General features: G+C 54.6%; 14 protein-coding genes and 1 riboswitch. All 14 genes read left to right on the top strand.

Going from position 1 to position 15,661, the window contains the following annotated elements; translation table 11 throughout:
- Positions 1-10: 10 nt before the first annotated feature.
- The 14 genes from FLT43_RS05700 (at position 11) to FLT43_RS05635 (ending at position 15,661) form a co-directional block, all read left to right on the top strand.
- A complete protein-coding gene (locus FLT43_RS05700; protein ID WP_087442617.1) occupies positions 11-988 on the top strand; it encodes a tyrosine recombinase in 978 nt (325 codons plus the stop codon).
- The gene (locus tag FLT43_RS05695) at positions 988-1,809 is read left to right on the top strand and encodes a purine-nucleoside phosphorylase (protein WP_087442618.1); all 822 of its coding nucleotides are present in this window, start codon (positions 988-990) and stop codon (positions 1,807-1,809) included. Before FLT43_RS05700 ends, FLT43_RS05695 begins: the two co-directional genes overlap by 1 nt.
- A 34-nt stretch (positions 1,810-1,843) precedes the next feature.
- On the top strand, positions 1,844-3,172 hold the full coding sequence (locus FLT43_RS05690; protein ID WP_087442619.1) for a pyrimidine-nucleoside phosphorylase: 1,329 nt from the start codon (positions 1,844-1,846) through the stop codon (positions 3,170-3,172).
- A gap of 224 nt (positions 3,173-3,396) precedes the next feature.
- Positions 3,397-4,626: a D-alanyl-D-alanine carboxypeptidase family protein gene (locus FLT43_RS05685; protein WP_087442620.1), complete on the top strand. Its 1,230-nt coding sequence runs from the start codon at positions 3,397-3,399 to the stop codon at positions 4,624-4,626.
- Between the two features lie 89 nt (positions 4,627-4,715).
- The gene (gene spoIIAA, locus FLT43_RS05680) at positions 4,716-5,069 is read left to right on the top strand and encodes an anti-sigma F factor antagonist (RefSeq protein WP_087442621.1); all 354 of its coding nucleotides are present in this window, start codon (positions 4,716-4,718) and stop codon (positions 5,067-5,069) included.
- Positions 5,066-5,515 (top strand): anti-sigma F factor, encoded by a 450-nt coding sequence (gene spoIIAB / locus FLT43_RS05675; RefSeq protein ID WP_087442622.1) that lies wholly within the window; start codon positions 5,066-5,068, stop codon positions 5,513-5,515. The genes spoIIAA and spoIIAB overlap by 4 nt, the downstream gene beginning before the upstream one ends.
- Before the next feature lie 11 nt (positions 5,516-5,526).
- Complete coding sequence (sigF, locus tag FLT43_RS05670; RefSeq protein ID WP_087442623.1) at positions 5,527-6,282, top strand: RNA polymerase sporulation sigma factor SigF; 756 nt, start codon at positions 5,527-5,529, stop codon at positions 6,280-6,282.
- A 1,329-nt stretch (positions 6,283-7,611) separates the two neighbouring features.
- Complete coding sequence (locus FLT43_RS05665) at positions 7,612-9,369, top strand: spore germination protein (protein ID WP_087442625.1); 1,758 nt, start codon at positions 7,612-7,614, stop codon at positions 9,367-9,369.
- A 152-nt stretch (positions 9,370-9,521) separates the two neighbouring features.
- Positions 9,522-10,862: a diaminopimelate decarboxylase gene (lysA, locus tag FLT43_RS05660; protein WP_087442626.1), complete on the top strand. Its 1,341-nt coding sequence runs from the start codon at positions 9,522-9,524 to the stop codon at positions 10,860-10,862.
- Positions 10,863-10,986: 124 nt separating this feature from the next.
- Entirely contained in the window at positions 10,987-11,424 is a 438-nt protein-coding gene (locus FLT43_RS05655; protein WP_087442627.1) for a peptidylprolyl isomerase, read from the top strand.
- A 578-nt stretch (positions 11,425-12,002) separates the two neighbouring features.
- Complete coding sequence (locus FLT43_RS05650; protein ID WP_164776670.1) at positions 12,003-12,806, top strand: transglycosylase SLT domain-containing protein; 804 nt, start codon at positions 12,003-12,005, stop codon at positions 12,804-12,806.
- Positions 12,807-12,846: 40 nt separating this feature from the next.
- On the top strand, positions 12,847-13,344 hold the full coding sequence (locus FLT43_RS05645) for a VanZ family protein (RefSeq protein ID WP_087442629.1): 498 nt from the start codon (positions 12,847-12,849) through the stop codon (positions 13,342-13,344).
- Between the two features lie 79 nt (positions 13,345-13,423).
- A riboswitch (FMN riboswitch) is annotated at positions 13,424-13,589 on the top strand.
- Between the two features lie 262 nt (positions 13,590-13,851).
- Positions 13,852-15,021: a bifunctional diaminohydroxyphosphoribosylaminopyrimidine deaminase/5-amino-6-(5-phosphoribosylamino)uracil reductase RibD gene (gene ribD / locus FLT43_RS05640; protein WP_087442630.1), complete on the top strand. Its 1,170-nt coding sequence runs from the start codon at positions 13,852-13,854 to the stop codon at positions 15,019-15,021.
- Positions 15,002-15,661: a riboflavin synthase gene (locus FLT43_RS05635; RefSeq protein ID WP_087442631.1), complete on the top strand. Its 660-nt coding sequence runs from the start codon at positions 15,002-15,004 to the stop codon at positions 15,659-15,661. Before ribD ends, FLT43_RS05635 begins: the two co-directional genes overlap by 20 nt.

Raw genomic sequence — 15,661 nt, 5'->3', positions numbered from 1 at the left:
GAGATTGGACATGCAGCATCCGATAGAAGAGTGCATCGAACGTTATGAACAGCATGTAACGCAGGAGCGGCGAATGTCCGCGCATACTCGAGCAGCGTACCTGCGGGATATTCGCGCGTTCCTGGGTGCGGATACGATGAGCGGACTGGATTCGATTGCGGCAATCCGGCCTTTTCACGTGAATCAATATATATTTCAGTTGAAGCGGGAAGGACGGGCCGCATCAAGCATTTCCCGCCTTGTCGCTTCGATTCGCTCCTTCTGCCATTTTTGCATCCGCGAAGGATGGCTGGACCTTGATCCGACGCTCGGGCTGGAGCGGCCGAAGCCGGAAGCGAAGCCTCCTGAGATTTTGTCGCCGGAGGATACCGAACGGCTGCTCCGTCTGCCGGATCTTGCGACCGAGCAAGGCATCCGCGATCGCGCCATGCTGGAGACGCTGTATGCGACGGGCATGCGCGTGTCGGAGCTAATGGCGATGAATGTCGGGGACGTGCAGCCCAAATTGGGCTTCGTGCGCTGCGCTTCGGCGAACCGGGAGCGGGTCATCCCGCTTGGACAAGCTGCGGCTGAGGCGATTCAGCGGTACTTGGAAGAGTCGCGTCCCCGCCTGCTCGGCGAAGAATCAACTGACGGAGACGAGGCTGCATGGAACGACGCTGCAGCGGAGATGCCGGAAGAGGCGTTATTTCTCAATGTTCGCGGACAGCGCATGTCCCGGCAAGGGTTTTGGAAGACCATGAAGAAATATGCGGAGCATCTGGAGCTGCCATTTCCGCTTACGCCGCATACGCTGCGCCATTCATTCGCCGTCCATCTGCTGCAGAACGGGGCCGACGTACGCGCTGTGCAGGAGATGCTCGGTCATACGGAATTAGCGACGACGCAGCGGTATATCGCGCAGATGTCAAGAACGAGCATGAAGGATGTATACACGCACGCGCATCCGCGCGCCAGAACATCATCATCAGTCGGGGAGGAAAAATAATGAGTCAAGCTTATGAACACATCCAGGAAGCGGCATCCTATATTCAGAGCCGTACCAGCGTCCGTCCGGAGATCGGGTTGATTCTCGGCTCGGGTCTCGGCGTGTTGGCCGATCTTGTTGAGAATCCCGTCACGATACCTTATCGCGAGATCCCGCATTTTCCGGTCTCTACTGTCGAAGGCCATGCGGGAGATCTGCTGATTGGCACAATTGAAGGACGCGCGGTCGTCATGATGAAAGGGCGCTTCCATATGTATGAAGGTTACGGTCCGGAAGTGACGGCGTTCCCGGTGCGGGTCATGAAGGCGATCGGCGCGGAAAAGCTACTTGTCACGAATGCGGCTGGCGGCATTAATACGAGCTATGAGCCGGGCGATCTGATGGTCATTAGCGACCATCTCAACATGACGGGACGCAATCCGCTCATCGGGTCGAACGACAGCCGTCTGGGCGTCCGCTTCCCTGACATGTCCCAGGCGTACAGCCCGCGCCTGCGCCAGCTCGCGAAGGCTACGTCGGATGAGCAGGGCTTCTCGCTCCGCGAAGGGGTTTATGCCGGGCTGCTCGGACCGAACTATGAGACGCCGGCCGAGATCCGTATGCTGCGCACGATGGGTGCGGACGCGGTAGGCATGTCCACCGTCTCGGAAGTTATTGTTGCCAGTCATGCGGGTCTTGAGGTGCTGGGCATCTCCTGCATCAGCAATATGGCGGCGGGAATTCTCGATCAGCCATTGTCCCATGACGAGGTGATGGAGACAGCGGATAAAGTGAAGGACGCCTTCTTGAAGCTGGTATTGGCACTGATTCCGAAAATGTAAGCTTGATTACAGCATCCGGTTAGGAGGAGCGAAGATGAGGGCAGTCGACATCATTCACAAAAAACGGGAAGGTCACGAGCTGACCGCCGAAGAAATTCGTTTTCTCATTCAGGGCTACAGCAGCGGCGAGGTACCGGATTATCAGATCGCCGCTTGGGCTATGGCTGTTTTTTTCCAAGGAATGACGGCGAGCGAGACGGCGAGCCTCACGCTGGAGATGGCGCGTTCAGGCGATCAGATCGATCTGAGCTCTATCAGCGGCATCAAGGTGGACAAGCATTCCACAGGGGGCGTCGGGGACAAGACCTCATTAATTCTCGCGCCGCTGGTCGCCGCGGCAGGAGTGCCAGTCGCGAAGATGTCCGGGCGCGGTCTGGGCCATACAGGCGGAACGATTGACAAGCTGGAGTCGATTCCAGGCTTCCAAGTCGAATTGGAACGGGAGCAATTCTTCAAGCAGGTGAACGATATTGGCGTGTCTCTTATCGGGCAGACCGGGAATATTACCCCGGCGGACAAGAAGCTGTACGCTCTGCGGGACGTGACGGCCACGGTCGAATCGATCCCGCTCATTGCCAGCTCTGTCATGAGCAAGAAGATTGCGGCCGGAGCCGACGCCATCGTGCTCGATGTGAAGACGGGAAGCGGCGCATTCATGAAGACGCTGGATGACTCGATTGCCCTCGCCCAGGCCATGGTCGATATCGGTACGGATACGGGACGGCAGACGATTGCGGTCATCTCGGATATGGATCAGCCGCTCGGCCATCTCATCGGCAATTCACTCGAAGTTGAGGAAGCGATACAGACGCTGCGCGGCGAAGGACCGCCCGATTTGCATCGTCTCTGCATCGTCCTGGGCGCCCATATGCTCGTGCTGGGCGGGGTCGCCCGCGATGCGGCCGAAGCGGAATCGCGTCTGGAGCAGTTGATTGCGGACGGGTCTGCGCTTGGGAAGCTGAAGGAGCTCATTGCGGCTCAGGGTGGAGACGCGTCTGTGGTGGATCAGCCGGAGCGGCTGCCGCATGCCCGGGAACGCTTCGAGGTGAAGGCGGAAGCCGGCGGCACGGTAGCGGCCATTCAAGCCGAAGAGATCGGCATTGCTGCCATGCTTCTCGGAGCCGGAAGGGAGACGAAGGATTCCGTTATCGATTTGAGCGTCGGCATTGATCTCCGCGCCAAGGTGGGGGACACCGTGAACGCAGGCGATGTGCTGGCCGTGCTTCATGTCAAAGATGCTTCGCGTCTGGAGGAAGCGGCACAGAAGATCATACAGGCTTACCGGATTACTTCCGAAGCGAGACCGGCGGCGCCGCTGGTATATGCCATTGTCACGAAGGATGGCGTAGAGAGATTTGTCTGACAGGGTTTTTCCTGTGACAGTTCCATAAGAAGCCGTTCCCTCAACGGCAGACAATGAGGGATACCGTTTCTAGCGAAACCTTTGGTTTTGCTAGAAACTTTTTTTATGTCCGGAAATAGTGGAATATTTTGCTTGTGATCAGACAAGACTGAAACTAAGCACATCTGGCGGAGGATAGAGCCGTCCATTCTGTTGTGCACAACTCTTGTAGGAGGGGAACTACTTTGAAGAATAGGCTATATAGAGTGGCATGTTCCGCATTGCTGAGCGCAAGCCTGATGACAACCGGCGCCGCTGCAGCGTTCGCCGACGTGCCGCCATGGACCGGAACGGAAGAGCCTAGTCAGGCCACTTCATCAACGGGCGCAGCAGAAGTACAGCTCGCGGAACATGCACGCTCGGCCCTGCTGATGGATGCGGATACGGGTACCATCATTTTTCAGAAAAACAGCCATGATCGGCTGCCGCCGGCCAGCATTACGAAAATAATGACGATGCTGCTTGTGATGGAGGCCATCGATGAGGGTAAGCTGAAGCCGACGGATAAAGTGATGACCAGTGAGTATGCCGCATCAATGGGTGGCTCTCAAATCTTCCTCGAGCCGGGCGAAGAAATGACGGTTGATGAAATGATGAAGGGAATTGCAATGGCTTCAGGCAACGATGCTTCAGTCGCCATGGCGGAGAAGGTTGCAGGATCGGAAAAAGCATTCGTGCAGATGATGAATGAGAAGGCCAAAGAACTCGGCATGAAGGATACCCGCTTCGAGAACAGCAACGGTCTTCCTGCGGACAATCATTATACATCCGCGTATGACATCGCTCTAATGTCTCAAGCCTTGCTTCAATATCCGGGCGTTACGAAATATACGGGGGCTTACGAAGATTACTTGCGTCAGAATACAGATAAAAAGTTCTGGCTTGTCAACACGAACAAGCTGGTCCGGTTCTACCAGGGGGCGGACGGGCTGAAAACAGGATACACCTCGGAAGCGAAGTTCTGCTTGTCTGCTACGGCCAAACGGGACAATCTGCGCGTAATTGCGGTCGTGCTTGGCGAACCGAATACGAAGACGCGCAATGCCGAAGTGACGCAGATGTTCGACTTCGCATTCGCCCAGTACATGAACGTCCCTATTCTGAAAAAGGGCGACTCTATCGGCAGGATTAAGGTAGAAAAAGGGATGGTCGAGTCGCTTGATCTGGTGGCACAGCGCCCTTACCATGTGCTGCTCAAAAAAGGCGGATCCAAGGAAAACGTTCATTTCAAGCTGGAGTCTCCGGAATCCATCAAGGCGCCGATCGAAAAAGGCCAATCGCTTGGCAAAATTATCGTGTATCAAGGGGATAAGGCCATTCGCGAATACCCTGTCGAAGCAACAGAGTCTATAGCGAAAGCTGGCTGGTGGACACTGTTCAAACGGACGTGCGGAAAGTTGTTTTTTGTCAAATAACAGCGTGCTTCTTCTAGTTTTGTCGCCAGGCAGGAATTGGGTTTGGCGGTGACGAATGGTATCGGCAACATGGGAGGAGAGTGATTCGCATGAACTTGCAGGTGGAATTGGAACACCGGCGCAATGTACTGATCACCCGTCTGAGGGGAGAGCTGGATCATCATACATCGGAAATTGTACGTATCCAGTTGGATGAAGCGATTCAGCGCGGACAGGTGAACCATGTGGTGTTAAGCTTGAGCGAATTGACCTTCATGGACAGTTCCGGTCTGGGGGTCATTCTCGGCAGATACAAGCAGATTAAGGGCAGAGGCGGAAAGCTGGCCGTCTGCGACCTGAACCCTGCCGTACGGCGCTTATTCGAGCTGTCGGGCTTGTTCAAAATCATGCATGTCTACGATAACGAGCGCCAGGCGCTCCTTGGATTGGAGGACGTATCATGAGTGGACATTCGAACAAAATGTCATTGGAATTTTCCAGCCGTTCGGAAAATGAAGCTTTCGCCCGCGTAGCCGTGGCGGCCTTCGTTGCGCAGCTGGATCCGACCTTGGAAGAGCTGACGGATTTGAAAACCGTAATTTCCGAGGCGGTGACGAACAGCATCATTCATGGATATGACAACAATCCGGAAGGTATCGTGTCGATTACGGCGGAGATTGAGGGCGATCAGATTATGCTGACGGTCTCCGACCGGGGCCATGGCATCGAAGATGTCGAACTGGCCAGACAACCGCTGTTTACATCCAAGCCGGACATGGAACGCTCGGGAATGGGCTTCACCATTATGGAGAACTTCATGGATGAATTTGAAGTGACAACCGAATTGAGCGCCGGTACCACCATCCGCATGAAAAAGCGGATCGAATCCAAAAAAGCGCTCTACAATTAGGGGTTGAAGCTATGAAAGCTGATGTGAAGCAATCGTCGCAAAGTTATTTGGACGACGCAGAAGTGAAACGTCTGATAGCACTGAGCCAAGCGGGTGATGCCGTGGCTCGCGAAACGCTGGTCAATTGCAACATCCGGCTGGTCTGGTCGGTCGTCCAGCGCTTTATCAACCGCGGGTACGAACCGGATGATTTGTTCCAAATCGGCTGCATCGGCTTGCTCAAATCGGTCGACAAATTCGATTTGACCTATGATGTCAAATTCTCCACCTATGCCGTGCCGATGATAATCGGAGAAATTCAGCGCTTCCTGCGTGATGACGGGACGATCAAAGTGAGCCGCTCCTTGAAGGAAATGGCGAACAAGGTCCGCAAAATGAAGGACGAGCTGTCGAAGCGGCTCGATCGCCTGCCTACCATTAAGGAGGTCGCGGACGAATTGGGAATCTCGCCGGAGGATGTTGTCTTCGCCCAAGAGGCGAACAAGCCGCCGAGCTCGATTCACGAGACCGTCTTCGAGAACGACGGGGATCCCATTACATTGATGGATCAGATCGCGGATGATTCTCAGGATCGATGGTTCGACAAGCTCGCGCTGAATGAAGCGATTGAAGGCTTGAGCGAACGGGAACGGCTCATCGTCTATTTGCGCTACTTCCGCGACCAGACGCAGTCAGAGGTAGCCGGACGGCTCGGCATCTCCCAGGTTCAAGTATCCCGGCTGGAGAAAAAAATATTGCAGTCCATTAAGGCGCAAATTGCGCAATAAAGCGGACACCGCAAGGATTATTCCTGCGGTGTCTTTATTTTTGTCCATGCGGCTTAAAGCAAATGTATGTATATATGTTGTTTATTGGTCTGTCTATGTTCGTGATTTTCACAGTTAACAGTGTGATATGCGTTCTGGGAGCTGGTGAGATTATTGGGACGTATTGGTTATGTCATCGGATGCACAGGGTTGCGTCTGATGGTGTGTGCTCTTCCCGTAGGAGAACCCTAGGTGCTCGTACCTGTGCCGCATAGGGAGGGAAGTGCTCTGAAGCCCTTTACACCATTATCTCCTTAGCTAAGTACCCGAAGTCTGCCGTCCGTTACGGCCGAATGGATAGCACAGCATGTAGAGCATCTATGTCGGTTTAGGTATATAAATGAACCACTAAGAGTAATGAGCGTTCCTGGAGTTTGTGAGGTTGTTGGAACTGATGGGTTGTAACATCGGATGCACAGGGTTGCGTCTGATGATGTGTGCACTTCACGGTAGGAGAACCCCAGGTGCTCGTACCTGTGTCGCATAGGGAGGGAAGTGCTCGCAAGCCCTTTACACCATTATCCCCTTAGCTAAGAACTCGAAGTCTGCCGTCCGTCACGGCCGAATGGATAGCACAGCATGTAGAGCATATGTATCGTTTAGATACACAGATGAACCGATTAAGACTAATGAGCGTTCCTTGAGTTTGTGAGGTTGTTGGGACTGATGGGTTGTAACATCTGATGCACAGGGTTGCGTCTGATGATGTGTGCTCTTCACGGGAAGGAGAACGCCAGATGCTCGTACTTGTGTCGCATAGGGAGGGAAGTACTACGAAGCCCTTTACACCATTATCCCAATAGCTCAGAGCCCGAAGTCTGCCGCCTGTAAAAACGGAGTAGGTAGCAATAGAAAGAGCCTCTCCGTGCCGACCCCAGCCTGACCGAACGGGATAATGCTCATAAGGTGCTTCTGCCATACCAACCTGCCCTGACTGAACGGGATAATGCTCATAAGGTGCTGCGTACATACCAACCTGCCCTGACTGAACGGGATAATGCTCATAAGGTGCTGCGTACGTACCAACCCGACCTGACTGAACGGGATAGTGCTTAGAAGAGTCTGCTTACCTCTCAACGTGCCATGTATCCTGACCGGGGGAAAGTGGTGGAAAGGCTGGGGGAGAGGATAGCGGCTAGTAATGAAATCAGCCTGCTTCGAGGTCGGAGAAGGCGGACCAAGTCCCTAAGCTGATGCAAATGTTTCCTACCCGTATCTTTCCTCATAATGCAATGAAACTCAACCATACTAAAGGGTACAGATCAACATGGCGACAGGAGGTTTTTGGCAATGACGGAGCAAGAGACGCATGAGTCAGCTCAGACGGAAGGGGAGCTGCAGCCTCCACCTTCCGCTGACGGTTCTTCCGGTCCGATTGGGTCCGAAGCTCAGGATCATGGGCAAGGCGGCACGGCGAACGTAAGCCGGCAGAGTGGATCAAGACAGAAGGGAAAAGGCAATAAGCCCGGGAAAGCAAATGCGTCACACAATGGCAAGCAGCAACCGGTTGAAGTCTCGGACACGATCGAAGAAGCGATTGCATATTGGAATGGCGATGATGAGATTCCGAAGAGTCTGGAGGATACGAAGAAGACGTTGCAGGAGGTTGTAGGTTTTACCGATTCGTTCGATGTGATTTTCCGCGAGATGACATTTGGCGGACGGCGGGTCGGCCTCTTTTATTTGAATGGCTTTGCCAAGGACGAGGTCATGACGATTATTTTAGCACGTCTAACGTTCCTGGACAAAAAATCGATAAGCCCAAACGCACTAAAGGCATTTTTTGATTGCTATATCCCGCATATTCAGGTGGAAAAGGTAAATAAGTTCAGTGAAGTGATCAATAAGGTGCTTGCAGGCGGCAGCGCCTTCTTCATCGAGCATGAGGCAGAAGCGATCGTGACGGATGTGAAGACGTTCCCTTCGCGGAATCCGGAGGAGCCTTCGCTGGAACGGGTAGTGCGCGGGGCCCGCGACGGATTTAACGAGACGCTGCTCACGAACGTTACACTGGTGCGGCGGCGGCTTCGCGATCCTGGCTTGAAATATGAGATCATCCAGGTCGGAAGGCGGACGCGAACCGACGTATGCCTTGCATATATTGATGATATCGTCGACATGACGCAGGTGGAGGCGGTGCGCAAAAAGATTAAGGCAGCCAATCTGGAAGGACTGCCGCTCGCCGATAAGCAACTGGAGGAGGTTATCATCAACAAAGGCTGGAACCCGTATCCGCTTGTCCGGTATTCCGAAAGGCCGGATGTGGTGGCGGCGCATTTGCTTGACGGCAATGTCGTCATTTTCGTCGATACATCGCCTTCTGTCATGATACTGCCGACGACGTTCTTCGATCTATGCCAGCATGCGGAGGAGAACCGCCAGACGCCGTTCATGGGGACCTATATGCGATGGATTCGCTTCATCGGCATATTTTCTTCCTTGTTCCTGCTGCCGATTTGGATGCTATTCGTGATCGAGCCAGGCATCAAGCCAGCCGCCCTGCAGATTATTGGTCCGCATAAAATCGCGAAGCTGCCCATTATCATGCAGTTCCTGCTGGCTGAAGTCGGGATCGATTTGATGCGCATGGCGGCTGTCCACACGCCTTCCCCGCTGGCTACAGCGCTTGGACTCGTGGCAGCGATATTAATCGGGGATATTGCGGTTAAGACGGGCGTATTCGTCAATGAGGTCATTTTGTACATGGCTGTGGCGGCCGTCGGCATGTTCGCCACTCCAAGCTATGAGCTGGGGCTGGCCAACCGCATTGTCCGGCTTATTCTGCTCGTGTTGGTAGCGTTGTTCAAAGTTCCCGGATTGGTGATCGGCATTACGCTCTATATTCTTTGGCTATCGCTGCATCGTTCCTACAATTCGTCCTATCTCTGGCCGTTTATTCCGTTCAACGTCAAGGCGATGTTCAACATTCTGTTCCGTCAGCCGGTGCTGGACATGAAGACACGGCCGAGCTTCAACAAGACGCGCGATAATACGAAGATGCCGCCGGGTTCTCCTTCCGGGCGGTATAATGGCGAGCGACAGACATAGGGAATGACACGGTGACGCGATAAAGATATAATGCAAACGTTATGTACAAAAGTCCATTCTTCCATATAGAATGGACTGGTATACTCGATGTAATATTTTTCATGGTGCTGGGAGATCCAGTGTGTGGATGAGGAAATGGGGAGAAGAAAACGATGCACTTACATGGAACAAGTACAATCAATGAATCCGGCCACCTCGAAATCGGCGGCTGTGATGTGACCACCTTGAAAAATCAGTTCGGAACACCGTTGTACATTATGGATGAGACACTCATTCGTACCCGCTCCCGCGAATATATGGAAGCGTTTCGGGAGTCGGGGCTGAACTTCCAGGTTGCCTACGCGAGCAAGGCGTTCTGCGTGATGGCCATGTGCCGCATCGCGGACGAGGAGGGCTTGTCCCTTGATGTCGTATCTGAAGGGGAACTGCATACGGCGCTGCAAGCAGGCTTTCCCGCCGAACGGATCCATTTTCATGGCAATAACAAGACGCCGGACGAGATCGAAATGGCGCTCGATGCCGGCATCGGATGCTTCGTCGTCGACAGCTTCGCCGAGCTGCACCTGCTCAATGCATTAGCCAAAATACGGCGTCAACAAGTTTCGGTCCTGCTCCGCGTGACGCCCGGCGTTGAAGCCCACACGCATGAATATATCTCAACCGGTCAGACGGATTCCAAGTTCGGCTTCGACATTGGGAACGGAACGGCGCTTCAGGCCGTGGCGCAAGCATCCGATGCGGAAGGCTTGCATCTGCTCGGGATTCACTCCCATATCGGATCGCAAATTTTTGAGACGGAAGGATTCCAGATGGCAGTGCAGCGTGTCGCGGAATTCGCGGCCAACGTGCGCAGCCAGATGAATGTTGTCTTTCAGGTCGTCAATCTGGGCGGCGGCTTCGGCATTCGCTATATTGAAGGCGATACGCCGCTCGCTGTCCGGGATTATGTGAAGGCGATTGCGGAAGCGGTACGCACGCACTTCGGGCCGATTTATAGCGAATTGCCGGAGATCTGGGTTGAGCCGGGCCGCAGCATCGTTGGGGAAGCCGGCACGACGCTGTACACCATCGGTTCGATTAAGGATATCCCTGGGGTTCGCAAGTATGTTGCGGTCGATGGGGGCATGACTGACAATCCTCGTCCAGCGCTGTATGAATCAAAATATGAGGCGATCGTAGCCAACCGTGCGAACGATCCAACCGATGAAATCGTGGCGATTGCGGGTAAATGCTGCGAGAGCGGCGATATGCTCATTTGGGATGTGGCGTTGCCCACCGTGTCGGCCGGAGATCTTCTTGCCGTCTCCTGCACAGGTGCATATAACTATTCGATGGCGAGCAATTACAACCGGATCCCGCGCCCGGCCGTCGTCTTTGTCCGGGAGGGCGAAGCGGATCTTGTCGTCCGCCGCGAAACGCATGATGATATTGTCCGCTGCGATCTGATTCCGGCCCGGCTGGAAAAACGTGAATCGCAGCCGCTTGGCCGCTAAATTCAGCGCCCCGCATGCCGCCTGCAAGTTGGCGGAGCGGGGCTGTTTTCTTTTTATGCCTAAATAACGTATAATCGTTAACGATAGTCATCCCACAATGAGATATGAGAGGAGTTCATACATAATGAGCAAATTTGCACAAATTGAGATGGAAAAGGGCGGCTCCGTCAAAATTGAATTGCACGAGAAAGAAGCGCCGGGAACGGTAGCCAACTTCGAGAAGCTGGCGAATGAGGGCTTCTACAACGGATTGAGCTTCCACCGCGTCATTCCGGGATTCGTCGCTCAAGGCGGATGCCCGCAAGGGACCGGAATGGGCGGACCGGGGTATACGATAAAGTGCGAGACACAAGGCAATCCGCACAAGCATGTGCGCGGTGTGCTCGCGATGGCACATGCCGGCAAAGATACCGGCGGCTCCCAATTTTACATCACATATGACGCTTTCCCGCATTTGGATGGCGTGCATACTGTTTTTGGTAAAATTGTGGAAGGTATGGAAGTCGTTGACCAAATCAAGCAAGGCGACAAAATGAAGGAAGTTCGCGTCGTAGAAGGCTAAAGCTCGCCACCCTGCTCCCGTTTACTGCGGAGCAGGTTTTTTTTTACATTCAGAAACATTAGACAAGATAAAAATATTGCGTATAATCATAGAAGATGATAAAATGCTAGGGAAGAACGAACGTGCGTTCCCTAGTAATCATGGCAGTCAAGCCAGCCGGGAGCGGCAACGCAATCTGGCGGCTCGTGCCAATCAGAACAGACCCGAAGCTATTGAGAACAAATCAGGTTGAAGCGAATAGGTAATCTGCTCCCGGAGTTCAATGCCGGGCAAGCAACGATTATTGTGCCCCCTGAACAAGGAAGCCGGCTGCAGTACGCGGAACCGGTGCTCCATACTTATGTTCAGGCTAATCCCCCCATATGAACGCCTTCTTTTTCAATCCATTCCATTACATCCGTATTACATCGCTTCTATCATTTCCGCCTTCCCGTATATCTCACCTCTCCCCTGATGAGAATCGGAAATACCATGATTTGTTTCAAGCTGACCAAGTTTGAATACGCAGAGATAGAGAGAAACGCAACCGGTTATCGGTGCTGACGAAGTCGGGGTAGGGTCATTAAGAGGAGATGAACATGAGGAAAGGTGTCATAACCGTCGTAGGCGCGGCAATTGTCCTTACATCCTGCAGCCTGGACGGATTGAACAAAGAGACGGCGACGTACCAGGAGTATGTGGATCGGGTGCCGCTCGTATTCGAGTTGGAAATGGAACGTCAAGCGCGGCAAGTAGACTTGCATAAGAGCAGCGGGAAAGAAAAAGAGGTTCGCATTCAATCGGCGTCAACGAAGAACGAGGCGCCCGCTCGTCCGCACATTCCGTCGATTAAGCTGCCGGATGAAGTGCTTGATTTGATCTGGAAGGAAACCCGCAAAAAGAATATTGATTATATGACTTTTTTGGCTTTGATCAAAGTGGAAAGCAACTTCGATACAGACCTGGTGCACAGTAATCCGAACGGAACGGAGGATTACGGGCTCGTGCAAATGAACTCCGTCAACGTATCCCGGTTGTCCAAAGCGATCGGGCGCCCGAATCTTGATAAGTTCGAGCCGAAAGACAATATTCTGCTCGGCTTGGCCGAACTGCTCGAATGCCGCGCTTATTGGCAGGACAAGTATAAGGGCGATAACCTGGAAAAAGCGATGCTCCTCGCTTATAATCGTGGTAGATACGGATCCAAGCGCTGGATTCAGGACAAAGGCACGCTGGATAGCGCCTATACGAAACGGGTGCTGAAAGCGAAAGCCCAGTATAAGCGTGAGGCGGCCGAGGCTGCGCAGGCGGCCCCAAAGAAGTCGGGGTCGAATATGGCTTCCCCAAAGCCGCAGAAGCCGGCTCAGACGATGAGAATCCAGCGCACAAGACAGGCGAATTGAACGGGCTGGAAGCTCTAATTTGAAAGGGGCATGCGAATCTATGCGCAAGAGAAGCCGGTTAGGCCTACTATGGTTTATTTTGACCATCGCCTGGATGGCATTTATTTTCATGAAATCGGATGAACCTTACTCGGTTCAGGATGTGAAGCCGGCGCTCGGCTCCGTCGTTTCCGAAGAGCAGCTGCTTCGCTATATTCCGCGTTGGGAATTTTACTATGGCGGCAGTCTTGTGTCATGGCGGGAGCCTTACCATTTCGTCGAATTTTTTATCCGTAAAGGCGGGCATGTAGCCGAGTTCGCCCTGCTGACGGTGCTGCTTATCTTGACACTGTCGGCCCGTGTCCGTTCGAAGGGACTGGTCGCGGCGGGGAGCGGGCTCATTGCTGTCTTATACGCCTGCTCCGATGAATGGCACCAGACCTTCGTGCCTGGGCGGACCGGACATCTCGCCGATGTTGCGGTCGACTCTATCGGAGTGGTACTCGTGTTGGCCGCCTATTTGATCGTGGTTGCGATCCGGCGGAGAAGGGTAAGGTGAGGGATAGCCTTGCCTTTTTCCGCTTGAAGTGATAAGATCCGTTACGTAATCGATTGTTGATTACTCAATATCATATCTGCTGAACCTTCAGGGCAGGGTGCAATTCCCGACCGGCGGTGATGGAAAGGTAGCGCAGTTAACGGCTATCGTCTTCCTTAGTCCGTGACCCGGACGAACTTCGTTCGAACGGTGGATCTGGTGCAACTCCAGAGCCGACAGTATAGTCTGGATGGGAGAAGGGCGTCAGGAGAAGAGTTTTCTTTTTAACTCTTTTTAGTTCTTTTTTTCACATAGTTTTTTCAGTTGCCGATATTCAGCCGGTTTGTTTGTCGTACGCGGGAAGGCGGTTGCCTCTTTTATTTGCGAACGATGTGGACTGTTTATTTGACTGTGCCTATGATGAAAAAGAGTACATACCTGTAAGCTCACCAACCAAGCCCTTCGGAGGATTCCGAAGGGTTTTTTGCTGCTATGGGGCAAGCTGTAAAAACAAGGAGGGACATTCTGGTGCATCCGGTAATAAATGATGAGTTCTACATGCAGCTAGCGCTGGATATGGCGGACCGGGCCATAGGACAGACCGGCATCAATCCGGCCGTCGGCTGCGTCATCGTCCGCGAAGGCCGGGTCGTCGGCCTAGGCGCCCACCTGCAGCGCGGCGAGGGCCATGCGGAGGTGCATGCGCTGCAAATGGCCGGCGAAGCTGCACGCGATGCTACCGCCTATGTCACGCTCGAGCCATGCAGCCACTACGGCAAGACGCCTCCCTGCAGCCTTCGCCTGCTGGAAGCCGGCATCAAGCGCATCGTCATCGGCTGCCTCGATCCGAACCCGGCGGTCAGCGGCCGGGGAGCCACGCTGCTGCGCGAGCATGGCGTCGAAGTGGTGGCGGGCGTGCTCCAGCCCGCGGCCGAGGCGCTCATCGAGATGTTCGCCAAGTACATCACGACCGGCCTGCCATACGTCACGCTCAAGACGGCGAGCACGCTGGATGGCCGCATCGCCACGCATACGGGCGACAGCCGGTGGATCTCCAACGAGCAGGCCCGGGAACAGGTGCACGCGATGCGCCACCGCCATCATGCGATTATGGCCGGAATCGGCACGGTGCTAGCCGACAATCCGTCGCTGACGACGCGGCTTGCCGTGCCAGGTCTTCATCCGACGCGGCTTATCGTCGATTCCCAGCTGCGGCTTCCGCTGGAAGCGAAAGCCGTCGCCGACCGCACCGCGCCGACGATCGTGTTCACGACTTCCCGGGCTGACGCCGGGAAGCGGGAAGCGCTGGAGGCGCGCGGCGTGCAGGTTGTCGCCGCTGGCGACGGGCCGCAGGTCGATCTGCGCCACATGATGGAATGGTGCGGAAGCCAGGAGATCGGCTCCATCCTGCTGGAAGGCGGCGGCCGCCTGAACGGCGCGATGTTGGAGGGCCGCTGGGTAGATCGGGTCGTGCTGTTCTATGCGCCGACGATTGTCGGCGGCCAGGCGTCGCCGGCCAACTTCGCCTTCGATGGCGTAAGCCGGATGAACGACGCTTACCGGCTCCGGCATACGCGGGTAGACACGCTAGGAGATAATGTTTGTATTAGCGGATATCCGTTCGGCACCGTATTTGAACGGATTGCTGCAACGCGGGATGTGAAGGGAGGAAGCGACGATGTTCACGGGACTCGTTGAAGAAGTCGGCCGGCTCCAGGCCGTTACGAAGCGCGGGGAAGCGATGGTACTCCATATCCGTGCAGGGAAAGTGCTGGAAGGGATGAAGATCGGCGACAGTATCGCCGTGAACGGAGTATGCCTGACTGCGGTCTCCTATGACTCCGGCTCATTCATGGCGGATGTTATGCCGGAGACGTTCCGGCATACGAACTTGAAGGATTTGCAGCCGGGCGCCCCGGTCAATCTGGAACGGGCCATGGCGGCGGATGGCCGCTTCGGCGGACATATCGTACAGGGCCATGTCGATGGGCTGGCGCGCATTATGCGCCGGACGGCGCAGGCGAATGCGGTGGTGTTCGAATTCCTCCCCGAGGCTCCGGGCATGGCGAAGTATATGATCCCGCGGGGATCGGTTACCGTGGACGGGATTAGCCTCACCCTTACCCGGGCGGAGGAGGGCGTGTTCGCCGTCTCGATCATTCCGCATACACTTGCCGAGACGGCGCTGCACGGCAAGCAGCCGGGAGACACGGTCAATATCGAATGCGACGTGTTGGCCAAATATGTCGATCATTTGCTGGCCTTCGGCAGCCGCTCCGCCGCGAGCGGAAGCTCCCGCATCAGCAGCGCCTTTTTGGCGGAGCACGGCTTTATGTGA

It is taken from the genome of Paenibacillus thiaminolyticus, from assembly GCF_007066085.1.
GTDB lineage: Bacteria > Bacillota > Bacilli > Paenibacillales > Paenibacillaceae > Paenibacillus_B > Paenibacillus_B thiaminolyticus.
This window is presented reverse-complemented; position numbering and strand designations above follow the sequence as displayed.

Coding starts and splice junctions, on each gene's coding strand:
- FLT43_RS05700 (WP_087442617.1), top strand. CDS start 11: ATGCAGCATCCGATAGAAGAGTGCATCGAACGTTATGAACAGCATGTA.
- FLT43_RS05695 (WP_087442618.1), top strand. CDS start 988: ATGAGTCAAGCTTATGAACACATCCAGGAAGCGGCATCCTATATTCAG.
- FLT43_RS05690 (WP_087442619.1), top strand. CDS start 1,844: ATGAGGGCAGTCGACATCATTCACAAAAAACGGGAAGGTCACGAGCTG.
- spoIIAA (WP_087442621.1), top strand. CDS start 4,716: ATGAACTTGCAGGTGGAATTGGAACACCGGCGCAATGTACTGATCACC.
- spoIIAB (WP_087442622.1), top strand. CDS start 5,066: ATGAGTGGACATTCGAACAAAATGTCATTGGAATTTTCCAGCCGTTCG.
- sigF (WP_087442623.1), top strand. CDS start 5,527: ATGAAAGCTGATGTGAAGCAATCGTCGCAAAGTTATTTGGACGACGCA.
- FLT43_RS05665 (WP_087442625.1), top strand. CDS start 7,612: ATGACGGAGCAAGAGACGCATGAGTCAGCTCAGACGGAAGGGGAGCTG.
- lysA (WP_087442626.1), top strand. CDS start 9,522: ATGCACTTACATGGAACAAGTACAATCAATGAATCCGGCCACCTCGAA.
- FLT43_RS05655 (WP_087442627.1), top strand. CDS start 10,987: ATGAGCAAATTTGCACAAATTGAGATGGAAAAGGGCGGCTCCGTCAAA.
- FLT43_RS05650 (WP_164776670.1), top strand. CDS start 12,003: ATGAGGAAAGGTGTCATAACCGTCGTAGGCGCGGCAATTGTCCTTACA.
- FLT43_RS05645 (WP_087442629.1), top strand. CDS start 12,847: ATGCGCAAGAGAAGCCGGTTAGGCCTACTATGGTTTATTTTGACCATC.
- FLT43_RS05635 (WP_087442631.1), top strand. CDS start 15,002: ATGTTCACGGGACTCGTTGAAGAAGTCGGCCGGCTCCAGGCCGTTACG.